General features: G+C 75.8%; 12 protein-coding genes and 2 pseudogenes. 3 read left to right on the top strand and 11 right to left on the bottom strand.

Going from position 1 to position 16,986, the window contains the following annotated elements; all coding sequences use genetic code 11:
• Positions 1–138: 138 nt before the first annotated feature.
• The 6 genes from cobT to LUW75_RS20885 form a co-directional block, all read right to left on the bottom strand.
• On the bottom strand, positions 139–3,351 hold the full coding sequence (gene cobT, locus LUW75_RS20910) for a nicotinate-nucleotide--dimethylbenzimidazole phosphoribosyltransferase (RefSeq protein WP_462933763.1): 3,213 nt from the start codon (positions 3,349–3,351) through the stop codon (positions 139–141).
• Between the two features lie 845 nt (positions 3,352–4,196).
• The gene (gene cbiE, locus LUW75_RS20905; protein ID WP_250336984.1) at positions 4,197–5,411 is read right to left on the bottom strand and encodes a precorrin-6y C5,15-methyltransferase (decarboxylating) subunit CbiE; all 1,215 of its coding nucleotides are present in this window, start codon (positions 5,409–5,411) and stop codon (positions 4,197–4,199) included.
• Between the two features lie 88 nt (positions 5,412–5,499).
• Positions 5,500–6,135, bottom strand: coding sequence for a GNAT family N-acetyltransferase (locus LUW75_RS20900; protein ID WP_250336983.1), 636 nt, complete (start codon positions 6,133–6,135; stop codon positions 5,500–5,502).
• A 151-nt stretch (positions 6,136–6,286) separates the two neighbouring features.
• The gene (locus LUW75_RS20895; protein ID WP_250336982.1) at positions 6,287–7,138 is read right to left on the bottom strand and encodes a MetQ/NlpA family ABC transporter substrate-binding protein; all 852 of its coding nucleotides are present in this window, start codon (positions 7,136–7,138) and stop codon (positions 6,287–6,289) included.
• Between the two features lie 101 nt (positions 7,139–7,239).
• The gene (locus LUW75_RS20890; protein ID WP_250336981.1) at positions 7,240–7,911 is read right to left on the bottom strand and encodes a methionine ABC transporter permease; all 672 of its coding nucleotides are present in this window, start codon (positions 7,909–7,911) and stop codon (positions 7,240–7,242) included.
• Positions 7,908–8,984 carry a methionine ABC transporter ATP-binding protein gene (locus tag LUW75_RS20885; protein WP_250336980.1) on the bottom strand — a complete coding sequence of 359 codons (1,077 nt, stop codon included), beginning with the start codon at positions 8,982–8,984 and terminating at the stop codon, positions 7,908–7,910. The genes LUW75_RS20890 and LUW75_RS20885 overlap by 4 nt, the downstream gene beginning before the upstream one ends.
• A gap of 549 nt (positions 8,985–9,533) precedes the next feature.
• Here LUW75_RS20885 and LUW75_RS20880 point away from each other — a divergent pair.
• Both LUW75_RS20880 and LUW75_RS20875 read left to right on the top strand, forming a co-directional pair.
• A complete protein-coding gene (locus LUW75_RS20880; protein ID WP_250336979.1) occupies positions 9,534–9,896 on the top strand; it encodes a hypothetical protein in 363 nt (120 codons plus the stop codon).
• 1 nt (position 9,897) lies between these two features.
• Positions 9,898–10,305 carry a hypothetical protein gene (locus LUW75_RS20875; RefSeq protein ID WP_250336978.1) on the top strand — a complete coding sequence of 136 codons (408 nt, stop codon included), beginning with the start codon at positions 9,898–9,900 and terminating at the stop codon, positions 10,303–10,305.
• Between the two features lie 170 nt (positions 10,306–10,475).
• On the opposite strand, the pseudogene LUW75_RS20870 reads toward LUW75_RS20875, so the two are convergent.
• Both LUW75_RS20870 and LUW75_RS20865 read right to left on the bottom strand, forming a co-directional pair.
• Positions 10,476–11,027 (bottom strand): annotated as a pseudogene (locus tag LUW75_RS20870) (sigma-70 family RNA polymerase sigma factor); the annotation flags it as partial.
• A gap of 111 nt (positions 11,028–11,138) precedes the next feature.
• On the bottom strand, positions 11,139–12,317 hold the full coding sequence (locus tag LUW75_RS20865; protein WP_250336977.1) for a glycerophosphodiester phosphodiesterase: 1,179 nt from the start codon (positions 12,315–12,317) through the stop codon (positions 11,139–11,141).
• A gap of 278 nt (positions 12,318–12,595) precedes the next feature.
• On the opposite strand from LUW75_RS20865, the gene LUW75_RS20860 reads away from it, so the two are divergent.
• A complete protein-coding gene (locus LUW75_RS20860; protein WP_250337754.1) occupies positions 12,596–13,225 on the top strand; it encodes a lysophospholipid acyltransferase family protein in 630 nt (209 codons plus the stop codon).
• 36 nt (positions 13,226–13,261) lie between these two features.
• On the opposite strand, the gene LUW75_RS20855 is transcribed toward LUW75_RS20860, so the two are convergent.
• From LUW75_RS20855 to argH, 3 genes and pseudogenes are all read right to left on the bottom strand, one after another.
• Positions 13,262–14,803: an MFS transporter gene (locus LUW75_RS20855; protein WP_250336976.1), complete on the bottom strand. Its 1,542-nt coding sequence runs from the start codon at positions 14,801–14,803 to the stop codon at positions 13,262–13,264.
• Positions 14,800–15,348, bottom strand: coding sequence for a TetR/AcrR family transcriptional regulator (locus tag LUW75_RS20850; RefSeq protein WP_250336975.1), 549 nt, complete (start codon positions 15,346–15,348; stop codon positions 14,800–14,802). The genes LUW75_RS20855 and LUW75_RS20850 overlap by 4 nt, the downstream gene beginning before the upstream one ends.
• A gap of 166 nt (positions 15,349–15,514) precedes the next feature.
• Positions 15,515–16,933: pseudogene (argH, locus tag LUW75_RS20845) on the bottom strand (argininosuccinate lyase); the annotation flags it as partial.
• Positions 16,934–16,986 lie beyond the last annotated feature (53 nt).

Genomic DNA, 16,986 nt, shown 5'->3' with positions numbered 1-16,986 from the left:
GGTGGGGCGGGGTGCGCGCTGACGACCACGATACGGGGCGGGGCTCGGGGGATCGGAGCCGGGCGCATGACGGCCGTCGCCCGCGGCCGGTCCGCCGGGGTGGCGGGCCGGCCGCGGGGCGCGCACGGACGCGCGGTGCTACTTCTCGGTGACGCCCGCCGCGTCGAACGTCGCCACCTCGTGCATGGCGCGGGCCGCGCTCTGGACCAGCGGCAGGGCCAGCAGGGCGCCGGTGCCCTCGCCGAGGCGGAGGTCCAGTTCGACGAGCGGGCGCAGGCCCAGCCTGCCGAGCGCCGCCGTGTGGCCGGGCTCGGCGCTGCGGTGGCCGGCGATGCACGCGGCGACCGACTCGGGTGCGACGGCGCGGGCCACGAGGGCGGCCGCGCCCGCGCTGACGCCGTCGAGGACGACGGGCGTACGGAGCGACGCCCCGCCCAGGATGAAGCCGACCATCGCGGCGTGCTCCAGGCCGCCGACCGCGCCGAGCACACCGATCGGGTCGGCCGGGTCCGGCCGGTGGAGGGCGAGGGCACGCCGGACGACGTCGACCTTCCGGGCGTACGTCTCGTCGTTGACGCCCGTGCCCCGGCCGGTGACCTCGGCCGGGTCGGCGCCCGTGTAGACGGAGATCAGCGCGGCCGACGCGGTGGTGTTGGCGATGCCCATCTCACCGGTGAGGATCGCCTTGTTCCCGGCGGTGACGAGGTCGCGGGCGGTCTCGATGCCGACCCCGACGGCGGCGAGGACCTCGTCGCGGGTGAGGGCGGGGCCGACGGTGAAGTCGGCCGTGCCGGCGCGGACCTTGCGGGGCAGCAGGCCCGGGGTGGCGGGGAGGTCGGCGGCGACGCCGACGTCCACGACGCAGACCTCGGCGCCGACCTGGTTGGCGAAGGCGTTGCAGACGGCGCCGCCGCCGAGGAAGTTGGCGACCATCTGGGCCGTCACCTCCTGCGGCCAGGCCGTGACGCCCTGGGCGTGCACCCCGTGGTCCCCGGCGAAGACCGCCACGGCGGCGGGCTCCGGGATGGGCGGCGGGCAGGTGCGGGACAGGCCGCACAGCTGCGCGGAGATGATCTCCAGCATGCCGAGCGCGCCGGCCGGCTTCGTCATGCGCTTCTGCCGCTCCCACGCCTCGCCGAGCGCCTTGGCGTCCAGCGGGCGGATGCCCGCGACGGTCTCCTGGAGGAGGTCGTGCGGCTCCTCGCCGGGCAGGACGCGGCGGCCGTACGTCTCCTCGTGGACGACCCAGGACAGGGGACGCCGCTTCGACCAGCCGGCCTGCATCAGCTCCGGTTCCTCGGGGAACTCGTCGACGTAGCCGACGCACAGGTAGGCGACGACTTCGAGGTGGTCGGGCAGACCGAGGACCCGGACCATCTCGCGCTCGTCGAAGAAGCTGACCCAGCCGACGCCGAGGCCCTCGGCACGGGCGGCGAGCCACAGGTTCTCCACCGCGAGCGCCGAGGAGTACGGGGCCATCTGCGGTTGCGTGTGGCGGCCGAGGGTGTGGCGGCCGCCGCGGGTCGGGTCGGCGGTGACGACGATGTTCACCGGGGTGTCGAGGATGGCCTCGATCTTCAGTTCCTTGAACTGCTTCGCCCGGCCCTTCGGCAGCGACCTGGCGTACGCCTCGCGCTGGCGCTGGGCGAGTTCGTGCATCGTGCGGCGCGTCTCGGCGGAACGGATGACGACGAAGTCCCACGGCTGGGAGTGCCCCACGGAGGGCGCCGTGTGGGCGGCCTCCAGGACGCGCAGCAGGACCTCGTGCGGGACGGGGTCGCTGCGGAACCCGTTGCGGACGTCCCTCCGCTCCCGCATGACCCGCAGGATCGCCTCCCGCTCCTCGTCGGCGTAGCCCGGGGCGGGCGGGGCCGCGGGAACGGCCTCCGCGTCGGCGGGGGCGGCGTCGACGGCCGCGGGGGCGGCGGCCACCGCCGCGGCGTCGGCGGCCGCGGAGGCGGCGTCGGCGGCTTTCGGGGCTTCCGCGGGGGCGGCGTCGGCGGACGCGGAGACGACGTTGACGGCCGAGGGGACGGCGTCGGCGGCTTTCGGGGCTTCCGCGGCGGCCCGTCCCTCCGGGGCGGTGTCGTCCGGGGTGATCGGGGCGTCCGAGGCGGTCGGGTCATCCGGGCCGATCGAGGCGTCCGAGGCGGTCGGGTCATCCGGGCCGATCGAGGCGTCCGAGGCGGTCGGGACGTCCGGGGCGGTGCCGTCCGGGGCGGCGGGGGCTCCGCCGACCGGTGCCGCGTCGGCGGGGACATCCCCTTCGGGGGCGTCGTCGGCGGGGATCACCGCCTCGGCGGGGGCTTCCGCGGCCGGGTCCCGGGCGGGCGCCGTGCCGCCGGGGACGTCCTCGGCGGGCGTGCCGCTCTCGACGCCCGCGCCGGGCGCGGCCCCGACCGGTACCTCCTCGGCTGCCGCGACCGGCGCGGGCGCCGCCTCGGCCGCGGGCGGCTGTGCGGGCGTGCCGGCGGAAGCCTCGGCGGGCGGCTGTCCGGACGTACCGGCGGGCGGCTCACCGGTCGCGGATCCGGCGGTCGCCTCCCCGTCGGACGGGACGGCCGCGGCGACCGGTCCTGCGGGCGCGTCCTCGGGCGTGCCGCCGTCCTCCGGAGTCCGGGCGGGCACGTCGGCGGCGGGTGCCCCGTCCCGCCGGGCCGCCGCTTCGGGCGCGGCGCCGCCGACGGGTACCGCGTCGGCCGCCGGGACCGTGCGCGCCTCCCCGGCGGGCGGTTCCCCGGCCCCGGGCGCAACCGGTGCGTGCTCCTCCTCGCCGGAAGGGGCCGGCACCGGCTCGGCGGGCACCTGAGCGGCCGGCTCGGCGGGCACCGCCGGAACGGGCGACGGGTCGGTGGTCGTCCGCCCGGGCTCCGCGGCGGAATCCGCCGTCCAGGGCCCGGCGGGCCCGGCCGGCCCGGCGGCCGCGGCGGACGGCTCCGCCCCGGGCACCGGTGCGGCGGCGGGCTCGGCGGGCACCGGTGCGGCGGCGGCCGGTGCCGCGTCGGCGGGCGCCTCCGGGGCCGGGGCACCGTGAGCGGGCACGGCCGCCGGTTCCGGTGCCGGGGCGGGCGCCCCGGCCGGCACCGCCTCCCGCGCTGCCGCCTCCTGTCCGGCCGGGACCTGCGCGGGGGCGGGGGCCGGTCCGGAGGCCACCGGGGCTCCGTCGGCGGGAGCGGTCCGCGCCGGGTCCTGGGGCGGCTGCGGCGCCGCGTCGTGGTGGGGGGCGGGACCGGGGACGGTGCCAGCACAGGGTGCGGCTCCGCCGGGGCCGTGCCCTCCACCGGGACGGCCCCGCCCGTCGCCGTCGCCTCCGAGGCGACCGCTTCCGCCTCCTCGGGCCGCTGCGGCCACGGCTGCGCGCCCAGCACCACCGCACCGGTCACGTCCGGGTGCTCGGGGCCGGGGGCCGGCGCGGGGGCGGGACCGCGGTCGGCGAGCGAGCGTACGACGCCGCCCGTGTCGGGCATGGGCGGGCCCATGTGCAGCGGTCTCCGGGGGACCTGCTGCGGGGCCGGTGCCTGGGCGTGCCACGGAGCGTGCACGGAGCCGCGGCCGTCGGTCCCGGGATCCGGGGCCCCTCCGTGGGCGCCCGCCTCGTAGGGGGGCTGCCCGTGCGCGGGGGCGGTGCTCCCCGGGGCGGCGAACGGGTCGTGCGCGGGGGGCTCGGCGGGCGGTGCCTGCGGCACCGGCACGGTGACGGGCGGGGCCGGGGCGACGCCGGGCTGCGGCTCCGTCCAGGCCCCCTGGGCGCCCGGCATCAGGAGCAGATCGTCGTCGTCGGCGGCGCCGGAGGGGTCGAGGAAGGTGTACGCGTCCGGGACGGGCGTGCCCGGCTGCTCCACCATGCCTGCGTTCTCCGGCTGCCCCTCGCCCGGGACCTGGCCGGTGTCGGTCATGCGTACCCCTCGCCCATCGGTTGTGCTCCTTCAGACTTCCGCCCGCCATCGACAACGAGCCCGCGCACCGCGCGGCACGAACGGCGTGCGGTCATCCGGCATTCTCGCCGTGTCCGGGCCCCCTGGCAGCGGCTTCCGCCACGGGCGGCTGTGGACTGCGCCACGTCGCCCGCCCCCGGTCGTGTTCTCTCACGCGGTGCCCCTGGGGGCGCCTTCCGACGGGCGTCGACGAACGAAACGCCGAACGCCCGATCGTGGTGGAACGGTCGGCCAGCCTACCCGGCCCCCGCGGCGACGGGATCACGGGGCGGGCCTGCGCCCGGCGACGAGGAAGGCGACCGAGCGGTCGCGTTCGGACCAGGCGGCGGGGTCGAGGTCGACGGACTGGAGGAGGACGCACTCGACGGTGTAGCCGCCGGCGGCGAGGGCCGCGCCGGCGGCCTCGGCCTCGTCGCGGGTGCCGGCGTGGGTGACGATCCGTTCGGGGCGGCGGTCCGCGCAGGCGGCGACGACCTCCGCTCCCCCGCCGGCGACGCGCACGACGTCGGGTTCGGGGAGGCGCTCCAGGACGTGGGGGGCGCGGCCGGCGACGGCCTGGAGCTGGACGCCGAGGCGGCGGGCGGCGGTCTCGGCGCGGGCGCAGGCGGCCGGGTCGGCGTCGACGGCGATGACGGCGGCGCCGAAGCGGGCGGCCTCGGCGGCGAAGGCCCCGGATCCGGTGCCGATGTCCCAGACGAGGTCGCCGACGCGCGGGCCGAGGCGGGCGAGCTGGGCGGCGCGCAGGACGGGTGCCTCGCCGGTGCCGGGCGGGGCGGGGCGGTCGTCGTACTCCTCCGGGGCGAGGCCCCAGCCGCGTACCGGGCCGGGGTCGGGGCCCATGAGCCAGCCGCCCCCGGCCGGGGCGGCGGGGGCGGGGCCGCCGATGGCGATGACGACGTTGGGGTCGCGCCAGGTGAGGTCGGCCGCCTTGTCGGAGGTGAGGACGGTGACCTGCTCGTGGTCGGTGCCGAGGGCCTCGCAGATGACGAAGGTGCGGTGGACGCCGTCGAGCATGAGGGCGAGTTCGGCGGGGCCGGCGCCCGGGGAGGTGAGGACGGCGACCTTGGGGTGGGCGCGGCAGACGTTGACGGCGCGGCGCAGCGTACGGGTGTGGGCGACGACGACGCGGGCGTCGTCCCAGGGCGTGCCGGCGCGGGCGAAGGCGGCGGCGACGGAGGAGACGGCGGGGACGACCTCGACCTCCAGGCCGTGGCGGGGGTCGCGCAGGGTGCGGACGACGCCGAAGAAGCCGGGGTCGCCGTCGGCGAGGACGACGGCCGTGCCGCGGTGCCCGGCGATGCGGCGGGCGGCGAGGTCGACGCTGCCGAGGCGGATCCGCTCGGCCCGCTCGGGGACCTCCGGGAGCGCGAGGTGGTGGGCGGCGCCGGCGACGAGGGTGGCGGCCGAGAGGGCGGACCGCGCGGCGGCGGTGAGGGGTGAGCCGTCCCATCCGATCACCGTGACCCGGTCGGCCATCTTCGCGTGTCTCCCTGGGATTTCGGTGCAGGTCGGGGCTGCTGCGAGCGTACCCGGAAGCGGGGCGTCCCGGCGGGCGGCGGGGCGGTCAGTTCCAGTCGGGGTACGCGCGGCGCCCGGGACCGGCGTAGGGGTCGTCGGCACCTTCGAGGTCCTCGGGGAGGAGGCTCCAGACGATGAGGTCGGTCCGGGTCTCGGCCCAGGTTCCGCTCTCCGTCTGGACGCGGGCTATCCAGGCGTTGCGCAGGACGCCCTCGCTGACGCAGCCGATCTTCTGGGCGACCTGCTGGGACGCGGTGTTGCCGGCGGCGGTGCGCAGTTCGAGGCGCTCGAACCGCTGCTCGCGGAAGAGCCAGCGGGCGACGGCGAGGACGGATTCGGTGGCGTAGCCCTCGCCGCGGGCCCAGGGGGCGGTGATGTAGGCGATCTCGGCGGAGCGGGCGCGCCAGTCGGTGCGGTGGAGGCGGACGGCGCCGACGAGGCGCTGGGTGAGGAACTCGGTGACGGCGAGGGCGAGTCCGCGGCCGCTGGTGCGTTCGGCGGGGGCGGCCCGGTGGACCCAGTCCTCGGCGTGGGCGGCGGTGTAGGGGTGGGGCGCGGAGGTCCAGGCCACGACGAGTTCGTCGTTCATCATCTCGACGTGGGCGGGGACGTCCGCGTCGTCGTAGGGGCGCAGCACCAACCGTTCCGTGCTGATGGAGACGTCCGGAAAGGTGGTGGTCATGCGCAACTCCATGCCGGTGGCCGGGGACTGGGCGGTGAAGGCCGTGGACGCACAGCATGCAGCATGAGCGGGCGGCCGTGCATGGCGGGACGCGTGGGGCCCCGCGCACCGGGCGGTGTGCGGGGCCCCCGCGGGCCGCGGGCGCGGCGGGTTACTCCGCGGCGCCGGAGGCGGGGATCACCGAGCCCTTGTAGGTGTCCTCGATGTACTTCGCGACCTCGGGCGAGGCGAGGAGTTCGGCGAGCTTCCTCACCCGCGGGTCGTCCTCCCGGCCTTCCTTGACGGCGAGGAGGTTGGCGTACGGGTTGCCCTCGGGCTTCTCCAGCACGAGGGCGTCCTCGGCGGGGGCGAGCCCGGCCTCGATGGCGTAGTTGCCGTTGACGACGGCGGCGTCGACGTCGCTCAGGGCCCGGGGGACGGTGGCGGCCTCCAGCTCCTTGAACTCCAGGCCCTTCCGGTCGGCGATGTCGGAGAGCCCGGCGTCGGCGCCGACGCCGCCCTTGAGGGTGATCAGGCCGTTGTCGGCGAGGAGCTTGAGGGCGCGTCCCTCGTTGGTGGTGTCGTTGGGGACGGCGACGGTCTGGCCGGGCTTGAGGTCCTTGAGGGACTTCAGCTTCCGCGAGTAGAGGCCGAGCGGCTCCAGGTGGACGTCGGCCACCGGGACGATGGTGGTCTTGTTCTTCTCGTTGAAGTCGTCCAGGTAGGGCTTGTGCTGGAAGTAGTTGGCGTCGACCTGGCCGTCCTGCGTGGCGGTGTTGGGCAGGACGTAGTCGGTGAACTCCTTGATCTCCAGCTTGAGGCCGGCCTTCCCGGCGAGGTTGTCCCTGACGTACGCGAGGATGTCGGCGTGCGGCGTGGGGGAGGCGGCGACGACGAGCGGCCTGGCCGCGTCGTCGCCGGAGCCGGAGGCGGCCGGGTCGGAGGCGGTGCCGCAGGCGGTGAGGCCGACGGCGAGGGCGGTGATGCCGGTGAAGGCGGCGAGGGTCTTGACCTGGTTGCGCACGAAGAGTGCCTCTTTCTGTGTGACGGAGCGCCCGGACAAGGAGTGCGGGCTCGTTCTTCGGCCGCGAGCGGTGTGGGTCGCGCGAAGTCTGGTGGGGCCGGTCAGGACGCGGTGCGCCCCCGGCGGGCGAGGAGCCGTACGACGCCGTCGCCGAGGAGCTGGACGGCGGAGACGACGACGATCAGGACCGCCACGGTGACGAGCATGAAGGGGGTGTCGAACCGCTGGTAACCGTAGGTGATGGCCTTGGAACCGAGGCCCTCTCCGCCGACCGCCCCCGCCATGGCCGAGTAGCCGATGAGGACGATCACGGTGGTGGTGACGGCGGAGACCAGGGACGGCAGGGCCTGCGGCAGGAGCACCTTGCGGATGATCGTGGGGACGGAGCCGCCCATGGACTGGACGGCTTCGACGAGGCCGTGGTCGACCTCGCGGACGGCGGTCTCGACGAGGCGCGCGAAGAACGGGACGGCGCCGACGGCGAGGGGGACGATCATCGCGGTCGGGCCGATGAAGGTGCCCACGACGAGCTTGGTGAACGGGATCAGCGCGATCAGCAGGATGATGAACGGCAGTGAGCGGCCGATGTTCACGATGACGCCGACGACCTTGTTGACGGCCTTGTTGCGCAGCAGTCCGCCCTGGTCGGTCAGGACGAGGAGGAGGCCGAGGGGGAGCCCGCCGAGCACGGAGGCGACGGTGGCCCACAGGACCATGTAGAGGGTGTCGAGGGTGCCCTGGGCGAGCAGGGGCTGCATCTCCGACCAGGTCACTTGGCGGCCTCCTCGGCGAGCGGCGACGGCGCGGCGGTGCCGGGGGCCGTCACGGCGGGGGCGGTGGCCGCGGAGTCGACGACGGCGACCTGGAGGCCCTGCTCGCGCAGGAAGCCGACGGGGACGACGTTCTCGTCGTAGCGGCCCGGGAGCTCGATGCGCATCCGGCCGATCTGCTTCCCGCCGACGGTGTCCATGGCGGCACCGAGGATCGATATGTCGATGTTGTACGTGCGGGCCAGCTGGGAGACGACCGGCCGGATCGCGGCCTCGCCGTGGAAGGTCACGTCGACGACGGTGCGGTTCGGGCCGGTGGCGCGACCGCCGACCGGGAACAGCTCGTCGGCGAGTTCGGAGCCGGGGGTGGCGAGGAGTCCGGCGACGGTGCCGGACTCGACGACGCGGCCCCTCCTCATCAGCGCGGCGGAGTCGCAGACGGTCTTCACGACGTCCATCTCGTGGGTGATGAGCAGCACGGTCAGTCCGAGCTGGCGGTTCAGGTCGCGCAGCAGCTGGAGGATGGAGCGGGTGGTCTCCGGGTCGAGGGCGCTGGTGGCCTCGTCGGAGAGGAGCACCTTGGGGTCGCCGGCCAGGGCGCGGGCGATGCCGACGCGCTGCTTCTGGCCGCCGGAGAGCTGGCCGGGGTACGCCCCGGCCTTGTCGGCGAGGCCGACGAGGTCGAGGAGGTCCAGGGCGCGGCGGGCGCGCTCGGCGCCGGGGACGCCGAGGATCTCCAGGGGGAGCTCGACGTTGGCCTGGACGGTGCGCGAGGACAGCAGGTTGAAGTGCTGGAAGACCATGCCGATGCGGCTGCGGGCGCGGCGCAGGTCCCTGCCCGCGCGCCGGCCGCGTCCGGCGAGGGCGGTGAGGTCGGTGCCGTCGACCGTCACGGTGCCGGAGGTGGGGCGTTCCAGCAGGTTGACGCAGCGGATGAGGGAGGACTTGCCGGCGCCGCTCTGGCCGATGACGCCGAACACCTCGCCTTCGCGGACGTGCAGGTCGACGCCGTCCAGGGCGGTGACCTGGCGGCCGCGCGACTGGTAGACCTTGGTCAGGCCCTTGGTGGTGATCACAGGTTGTCCGTCACTGTCGAGTGCGCGGCGCGGTGTCCGCCGGGCACGGGGCATTCGTCGTTGCGCGCGCCACGGCTGCCGGTGGGGAGGCGTGTGCGCGGGGCGGGCGCGGTCCGCGGTTCTCTCCGCGCGGACGCGTCCGGTCTCTCCGCGCGGACGCGTCCGGCTGCTCTGCCGTCGGTCTCGCTTCGGGGCGCGAGGCGCGTCGGGGGCCCTCTAGAAGGCGCGCATTCGACACATGCAACGAGCACCGGGCGTCGTGGTCGCCTCGGTCGCGGGGATGCGGGTGCTCGTCGTGGTCATGGCGCCCAGTAAAGCAGACCGGGTTCCGGAGGCGGCAAAGTGTCCGCATAGCGGACACGCGGCGGTCGGCGGAGCGCGGGACTCCGCGGGCCGGGCGGGGACGGCGCGGTGCCCACCCGGTGGCGGCCCGCGGGAACGCGAGGACGCGGCGGGGCGCGGCCGGACGCGGTGCGGCGGGGCGGCGACCGGGGCCGCGGGGGCGGGGGCGGGGACGGCGGGGGTTTTCGCCCGTAATAGTCTCGGCGCATGTTCAACGCCCTGACGCTCACGGTGTCCCTCACCGCGCTGGCCCTCGCCGCGTGGTGCGGTTTCGCCGCGTACCGGGACCAGCCGACGAAGGATCGGCACTTCGCCGGCATGGCCGTGGTGACCGTGCTCGCGCTGGCCCAGGCCGTGGTCGGCGTGGTGCGGCTCGTGCGGGGCGAGGAGGCCGACGAGGGCGCGGCGATCTTCGTGGCGTACCTGCTCGGGGCGGTGTTCGCGCTGCCCGCGGCGGGGTTCATGTCGCTGGTCGAGCGGAGCCGCTGGGGGTCGGCGACGGTCGCGGCCGGGGCCGTGGTCCTGGCCGTGCTGGAGGTGCGCCTCCACGACATCTGGTGGGAGGGCTGAGATGACCGCCGATCGGCTGGTCAGGGGACCCGGCGTGCTGCTGGTGTGGCTGTACGGGGTGATGTCGGTCGGCGCCGTGTCGCGCTCCGCGTACCAGATCGCGACCGAGTTCGGCCGGGCGCCGCTGGCGTACTCGCTGTCGGCCGTTGCGGCGGTCGTGTACGTCTTCATCACGTACACGCTGGTGCGCGGCGGCGAGACGGCCCGCAGGGCGGCGCTCGTGTGCTGCGCCGCCGAACTGGCGGGCGTGCTCGCCGTCGGGACGTGGACGGTGCTCGACCCCGGGGCCTTCCCCGACTCCACGGTCTGGTCGGAGTTCGGCTACGGCTACCTGCTCATCCCGGTCCTGCTGCCCGTGACCGGCATCGTGTGGCTGCGCCGCGCCCGCCGGGCCGTCCCCGCCGCCTAGCGCCCTCCGGTGCGGTGGGCCGGTTCCGCCCGGCGGCCGCCACCGCGCGCCCCTGCCGGCGGTGAGGGTGCGGGGTGCTCCCGCCGCGCCGGCGGGTGCGCCGCGGCGGGCAGTCCGTGCGGCGCCCCGCGCGCCTCCGGTCCGCCCGGCCCGGCCCGCCCCGCCCCCTCCCGGGGGGCGGGAGGGGGCGCCTCCGCCGTCAGCATCCTGCGCAGGCACCCCAGGCACCGGGAGCGCATCGGCCCCAGGCTGCCCTGGGGGACGCCCAGCCTCCCGGCGATCTCGCGGTACGACAGGTCGTTCGGCGACAGCATCGCGGACAGCAGCCGCTGGCAGCGGACCGGCGTCCGGCGGACGGCGGCGCGCAGTGCGCGGTGGCGCTCGGCCTGCACCGCGGCCCACTCGGGGGCGGGGCCGGGGGTCGGACCGGAGCGGGCGTCGGGGGCGGGGTCGCCGCCGTACGGGAGCTCCCGGGCGGCCGTGCGGCGGGCCCGGCGGGCCTCCTCCCGTACGGCGCGGCGCAGCCAGTCGGCGGGGTCGGCGGGGGCGCCGGGGCCGTCGAGGTGTTCGAGGAGCCTCAGCCAGACGGCCTGCCGGAGGTCGCGGGGATCGGCGCCCGACGCCGCGGCCTCCGCGTCGGACTCGGCGTTCAGGAGCGGGACGAGGGCGGCGAACGGCTCGGGGACGGCCGGTCGGCGCGGGAGGGGGTGACGGGGCGTCATGCCGGGCATGACCCGCGGTGGGGAGGCCGCGGTTGCCGGGCGGATGGGGATTCCCCCGACAGGGTGAACACAAGGGCGCGCGGCTGACGTTCCGCGCGCCCTCGCGGGGCGTCAGCGGCCGCGGTGGTCGGCGGCGGCGAGCAGGCCCGTGTCGGGCTGGTCGGTGAAGATGCCGTCGATGCCGGTGGCGAAGTACGCCCGGTACGCGGCGAAGACGTCGCCGTACGCGTTCGGGTCCGTGCCGCGCCGGAAGTCGGCGGGCAGGAAGGCGTTCTCGTTGCGCAGCGTGTAGGGGTGGAGCACCAGGCCGCGGGCGTGGGCGTCGCGGACGAGGGTGGTCGGCTCGCCCAGCCGGCCGTCGGGGCGCCTGGGGACGACGAGGTCGAGGAGGGGGCCGACGCCCTGGGCGTACGAGGCGATCCAGTCGAGGCCGCGCGGCGTCACCAGGTCGGCGACGGTGCGCGGGTCGCCGGCGTCGACGAAGTCGTACGGGCGGTCGTCGGGCGTCCCCAGCAGGACGACGCGCGGCGTGGCGACGAGCTCCGCCATGCGCTGCATGCTGGTCGGCTCGAAGGACTGCAGGAACGTGGGCGAGTCGGCGCGGTGGCGGCCGTAGCGGCGGAGCAGCCTGGCCAGGCGCTCCTCCAGGCCGAGGCCGAGCTTGCGGAAGTACGTGGGGTGCTTGGTCTCGACGTGCAGCCACACCGGGTGTCCGCGGCGGCGGCCCTCCTGCTCGGCCCAGCGGAGCACCTCCTCGAAGCTGGGGACGGTCCAGCGGCCGTCGTACAGCGTGTTGTGCGGGCGGGTGCCGGGGATGCGCTCCTTGGCGCGCAGCGTCTTCAGTTCGGCGAGGGTGAAGTCCTCGGTGAACCAGCCGGTGAGGGTCTGGCCGTCGACCGTCTTGGTGGTGCGGCGGGAAACGAACTCGGGGTGGTCGGCGACGTCCGTGGTGCCGCTGATGTCGTTCTCGTGACGGCACACCAGGTGCCCGTCGCGGGTGGGCACCAGGTCCTGCTCAATAACGTGGGCGCCCATGTCGAGGGCGAGCCGGTAGGAGCCGAGGGTGTGCTCGGGCCGGTAGCCGCTGGCGCCGCGGTGGGCGATGACCGCGGGGACGGGCAGCCCCCGGCGGGATCCGCCGCGTGCCCCCTCCGCCTCCCGTGCGGCCCCGGTGCCCGGTGCGGCCGCGGCCGCGCCCGCACCGGCTGCGGACACGGCGGCGGCGGCGGTGAGCGCCGCCGCGCCCAGTACGGTCCTGCGGGCGGGGCTCCTGCGCGCACCCTGGGTCATGAAGGCTCCTCCACTGAACGTGTCCTCGGTCCCCGGCAGCCGGGCGGGGCCGATCGTAGGGTTCCCGCGTGACGTGCGGGAGACTCCGGGCGAACACACGGGGAACGCGGGGCGACACCGCGCGCCGGCCCGGCGGTCCGGCGTGCGACGGGGTGCGGCCCGCGAGTATCGTCCTCACCTGCACGGACCTCGTCGGCCGCACAGGACCGCGGCCGCCCACGACACCGGAGGACTCGTTGTCCCGCTTCGCGCTCATCAAGTCAGTGATCGGCCCGGTCATGCGGCTGATGTTCCGCTTCCGGGTGGAGGGCGCCGAGAGGATCCCGGGGTCCGGGCCGGTGATCCTGGCGGGCAACCACCTCACCTTCATCGACTCCATGATCCTGCCGTTGGTGGTGGACCGCCAGGTGTTCTTCATCGGCAAGGACGACTACGTCACCGGCAAGGGCCTGAAGGGCCGCCTCATGGCGTGGTTCTTCACCGGCGTCGGCATGATCCCGGTGGACCGGGACGGCGCCGGCGCCGCGGTGGCCGCCCTGAACACGGGCCGCCGCGTGCTGGAGGAGGGCAAGGTCTTCGGCATCTACCCGGAGGGCACGCGCTCCCCCGACGGCCGGCTGTACCGGGGCCGCACGGGCATCGCCCGGCTGACGCTGATGACGGGCGCGCCGGTGGTGCCGTTCGCGCTGATCGGCACGGACAAGCTGCAGCCGGGCGGCGCGGGGCTGCCCCGGCCGGGCCGGGTGACGGTGCGGTTCGGCGAGCCGATGGAGTTCTCGCGCTACGAGGGCATGGACCGTGACCGGTACGTGCTGCGGGCGGTGACGGACTCCGTGATGGCGCAGGTCATGCGGCTGTCGGGGCAGGAGTACGTGGACGTGTACGCCACCAAGGCGAAGGCGGCCTGACGGGCCGTCCCCGGCCCCGTGCCACGGGGCCGGGGCTCACGGGTGGCCGGCTCCGCCGTCCGGCTCCTGGCCGCGCAGCAGCACCCAGGCCGCGGCGGCCGTCGCGAGGAGCACGGCCGCGCCGACGGCCGCGGCGAGGCGCAGGCCGTCCACGAACGCGTACTGCGCGGCTGTGACCAGCGCCTCGGCGGAACGTTCCGGCAGCGCGGACGCCGCCTCGACGGCTCCGCCCAGCGACTCGTGCGCGGCGGCGGCCGCGTCGGCGGGGACGCCGCGGGGGGTGGCGAAGTCCCGGTAGGCACCGGTCACGACGGAGCCGAGCAGGGCGATGCCGAGCGCCGCGCCCAGTTCGTACGCCGTCTCGGAGACCGCGGAGGCCGCGCCCGCCTGCTCCTTGGGGACGCTGGACAGGATGACGTCGGCGGTGACGGTGAACGCCAGGCCCGCGCCGAGGCCGACCACGAGCAGGCAGGCGCCCAGCGTGGGGTAGCCGGTGCCGGGGTCCAGCACGGTCAGCGCCGCCAGGGCCAGGCCGACCGCGGCGAGTCCGCAGGCGACGACGGACCGGACGGAGAACCGCCGGGCGGCGGCCCCCGCGAGGAGCCCCGCGCCGACCGCGCCCAGGGCGGCGGGCAGTTCGGCGAGACCGGCCTCCAGGGGGCTGCGGCCCTGGACCAGCTGCAGGAACTGGGAGAGGAAGAAGATCAGCCCCGCGAGCCCCAGGATGGTGAGCAGGTCCGCCAGGACCGCACCCGAGAAGCCCCGGTGCCGGAACAGCCGCATGTCGAGCAGGGGCGCCGGGATCGTGAGCTGGCGGCGTACGAACGCCGCCAGCGCGGTCGCGCCGACGGCGGCGGCCGCGAGCGCGTCCGGGCCGGCGCCGTGTGCCGCGGCCTCCTTGACCGCGTAGACGACGCCGATCATGCCGAGGAGGGACAGCGCGACGCTCGGCAGGTCCCAGGGGCCGGGCGCCGGGTTCCTCGACTCGGGGATGAGCCGGATGCCGACGACGACGAGGACGGCCATCACGGGGAGGTTGATCAGGAAGACCGAGCCCCACCAGAAGTGCTCCAGCAGGAAGCCGCCGACGACCGGGCCGACCGCGGCGCCGGCCGAGGCCATCGCGCCCCAGACGCCGATGGCGAGGCTGCGCTCGCGCGGGTCGTGGAAGAGGTTGCGGATGAGGGCGAGCGTGGACGGCATGAGGGTCGCGCCCGCGACGCCGAGCAGGGCGCGCGCGATGATCATCATCTCGGGAGTGGTGGCGTACGCGTTGAGGGCGGAGACCGCGCCGAACGCGGCCGCGCCGGTGAGCAGCAGTCTCTTGCGGCCGATGCGGTCGCCGAGGCCGCCCATGGAGACGAGGAGGCCGGCGATGACGAAGGAGTAGACGTCGCCGATCCAGAGGAGCTGTGTGCCGGACGGTTCGAGGTCCTCACTCAGGTACGGGGTGGCCAGGCCGAGCACCGTGGCGTCGACCGCGACCAGCAGGACGGCCAGGGCCAGGACGGCGAGCGCCACCCAGCGGCCCGGCAGGCGGGCGGTCTCCTCCTCGGCCGTCCCTGCGGCCGGGGTCACCTCTCCACGCCCCTGCGCACCCCGCCGAGCAGCAGCTCGACGATCATGTACGGGAAGTCCCTGCCGGCGACCCGTCCGTCCTGGACGGCCCAGGCGCAGGCGGCGACGAGGCCGTAGAGCGCCTCCGTCAGCCAGGCGGGGGTCAGGTCGAAGCGGAACTCGCCGCGTTCCTGGCCGCGCCGGAACAGTGCGGCCACGCGGGCGTCGAGCCGGGACCACCCCTCGTTGACCTCGCCCTCGAAGAGCTGGTTCTCGGAGACGAGGAAGGACAGCAGCCCGGCGACCGGCTCCACCTCGGCGACCAGCCGTCGCAGGGCCTCCTCGGCGGTGCCCTCGTCGAGCCGGGCGGCGTCGACGGCCGCCTCGAACTCCTGGATGCCCAGCTCCTCCAAGGCCCTGACCAGCGCTTCCCTTCCGGCGAAGTGCCGGTGCAGCGTCGCGCGCCCGATCCCGGCGGCCCGGGCGACCTCGTCCATGGTGGCGGTCGATCTGCGGGAGAGCAGCGCGGCGGCTGCGCGGAGTACTTGGTCACGGTCCACACTCATGAGACAACCATAACCTAGGCGAGACGCTAGCGTCTCATATGAAGAATGTTTGGCTTTTGATCGTCCCACCGTCCGGCGGCCGCACGGCGACCCCGGGGCGCCCCGGCCGGGCCGGGAGCCCCCGCAGGGCCCCGGGCCGGTCCGGACGGACGCGGTCACCTCCCCCGGCCCCCGCCCAGGCGTGCTGGACGGCCAGGTCGGCCTTCACCTCGGCCAGCTGGACGGCCACCGCCGAAGGGGCCGTGCCGCCGCGGCCGTCGCGGGAGGCCAGGGCGCCGGGGACGTCGAGGACCGCGCGGACGTCGGGCGTCAGGTGTTCGGAGACCTTCGCGAACTGCTCGTCCGTGAGGTCGCCCAGTTCCTTGCCCTCCGCCTCGGCGGCCTTCACGCACTCGCCCGCGGCCTCGTGCGCCGCCCGGAACGGCACCCCCCGCCCGACCAGCCACTCCGCGATGTCCGTCGCCAGGGAGAACCCGGCCGGGGCCAGCTCCTCCATCCGCTCCCGGTTCACCGTGAGGGTGGCCATCATCCCGGTGAGCGCCGGCAGCAGCACCTCCAGCTGGTCGCAGGAGTCGAAGAGCGGCTCCTTGTCCTCCTGGAGGTCACGGTTGTAGGCCAGCGGCAGCGCCTTCAACGTCGCCAGCAGGCCGGTCAGGTTGCCGATGAGGCGGCCCGCCTTGCCGCGCGCCAGCTCCGCGATGTCCGGGTTCTTCTTCTGCGGCATGATCGACGAGCCGGTCGAGAAGGCGTCGTGGAGGGTGACGAAGGAGAACTCCTTCGTGCTCCAGATGATGACCTCCTCCGCGATCCGGGAGAGGTTCACGCCGATCATCGCGGTGATGAAGGCGAACTCCGCCGCGAAGTCCCGCGACGCCGTGCCGTCGATCGAGTTGCCCGCGCTGCCGTTCTCGAAGCCCAGGTCGCGGGCGACCGCCTCCGGGTCGAGCCCGAGGGAGGAGCCGGCGAGCGCGCCGGAGCCGTACGGGGAGACGGCCGTGCGCCCGTCCCACTGGCGCAGCCGTTCGGCGTCCCGGGCCAGGGCCTGCACGTGGGCGAGCACGTGGTGGGCGAAGAGGACCGGCTGGGCGTGCTGGAGGTGGGTGCGGCCCGGCATCGCGACGTCCGGGTGCGCCTCGGCGAGGCCGACGAGGGCGTCCTGCAGGTCCGCGAGGAGGCCGCCGACGATCCGGGCGTGGTCGCGCAGGTACATCCGCAGCAGGGTGGCCACCTGGTCGTTGCGCGACCGGCCGGCACGCAGCCTGCCGCCCAGCTCGGGGCCGAGGCGCTCCAGCAGGCCGCGCTCCAGGGCGGTGTGGACGTCCTCGTCCGCGAGGGTGGCGGTGAAGGCGCCGGAGGCCACGTCCCGCTCCAGCTCGTCGAGGCCGGCCAGCATGCGGACCAGCTCGTCCTCGGCGAGGAGGCCCGCCCGGTGCAGCACGCGCGCGTGGGCGCGGGACCCGGCGATGTCGTACGGGGCGAGCCGCCAGTCGAAGTGGACGGAGGCGGAGAGTTTCGCCAGCGCCTCGGACGGGCCGTCGGCGAACCGGCCGCCCCACAGCCGGACGTCGCCGTTGTTGCTGCTCACTGCGTGAAGCTCCTCGAAGGGGGTCGGGGTGCGGACGCGCGTCCGCCCCCGCG

It is taken from the genome of Streptomyces sp. MRC013 (assembly GCF_023614235.1).
Lineage (GTDB): Bacteria > Actinomycetota > Actinomycetes > Streptomycetales > Streptomycetaceae > Streptomyces.
The sequence above is the reverse complement of the archived record's forward strand: the minus strand, read 5'-3'. Positions and strand labels throughout refer to the sequence as shown.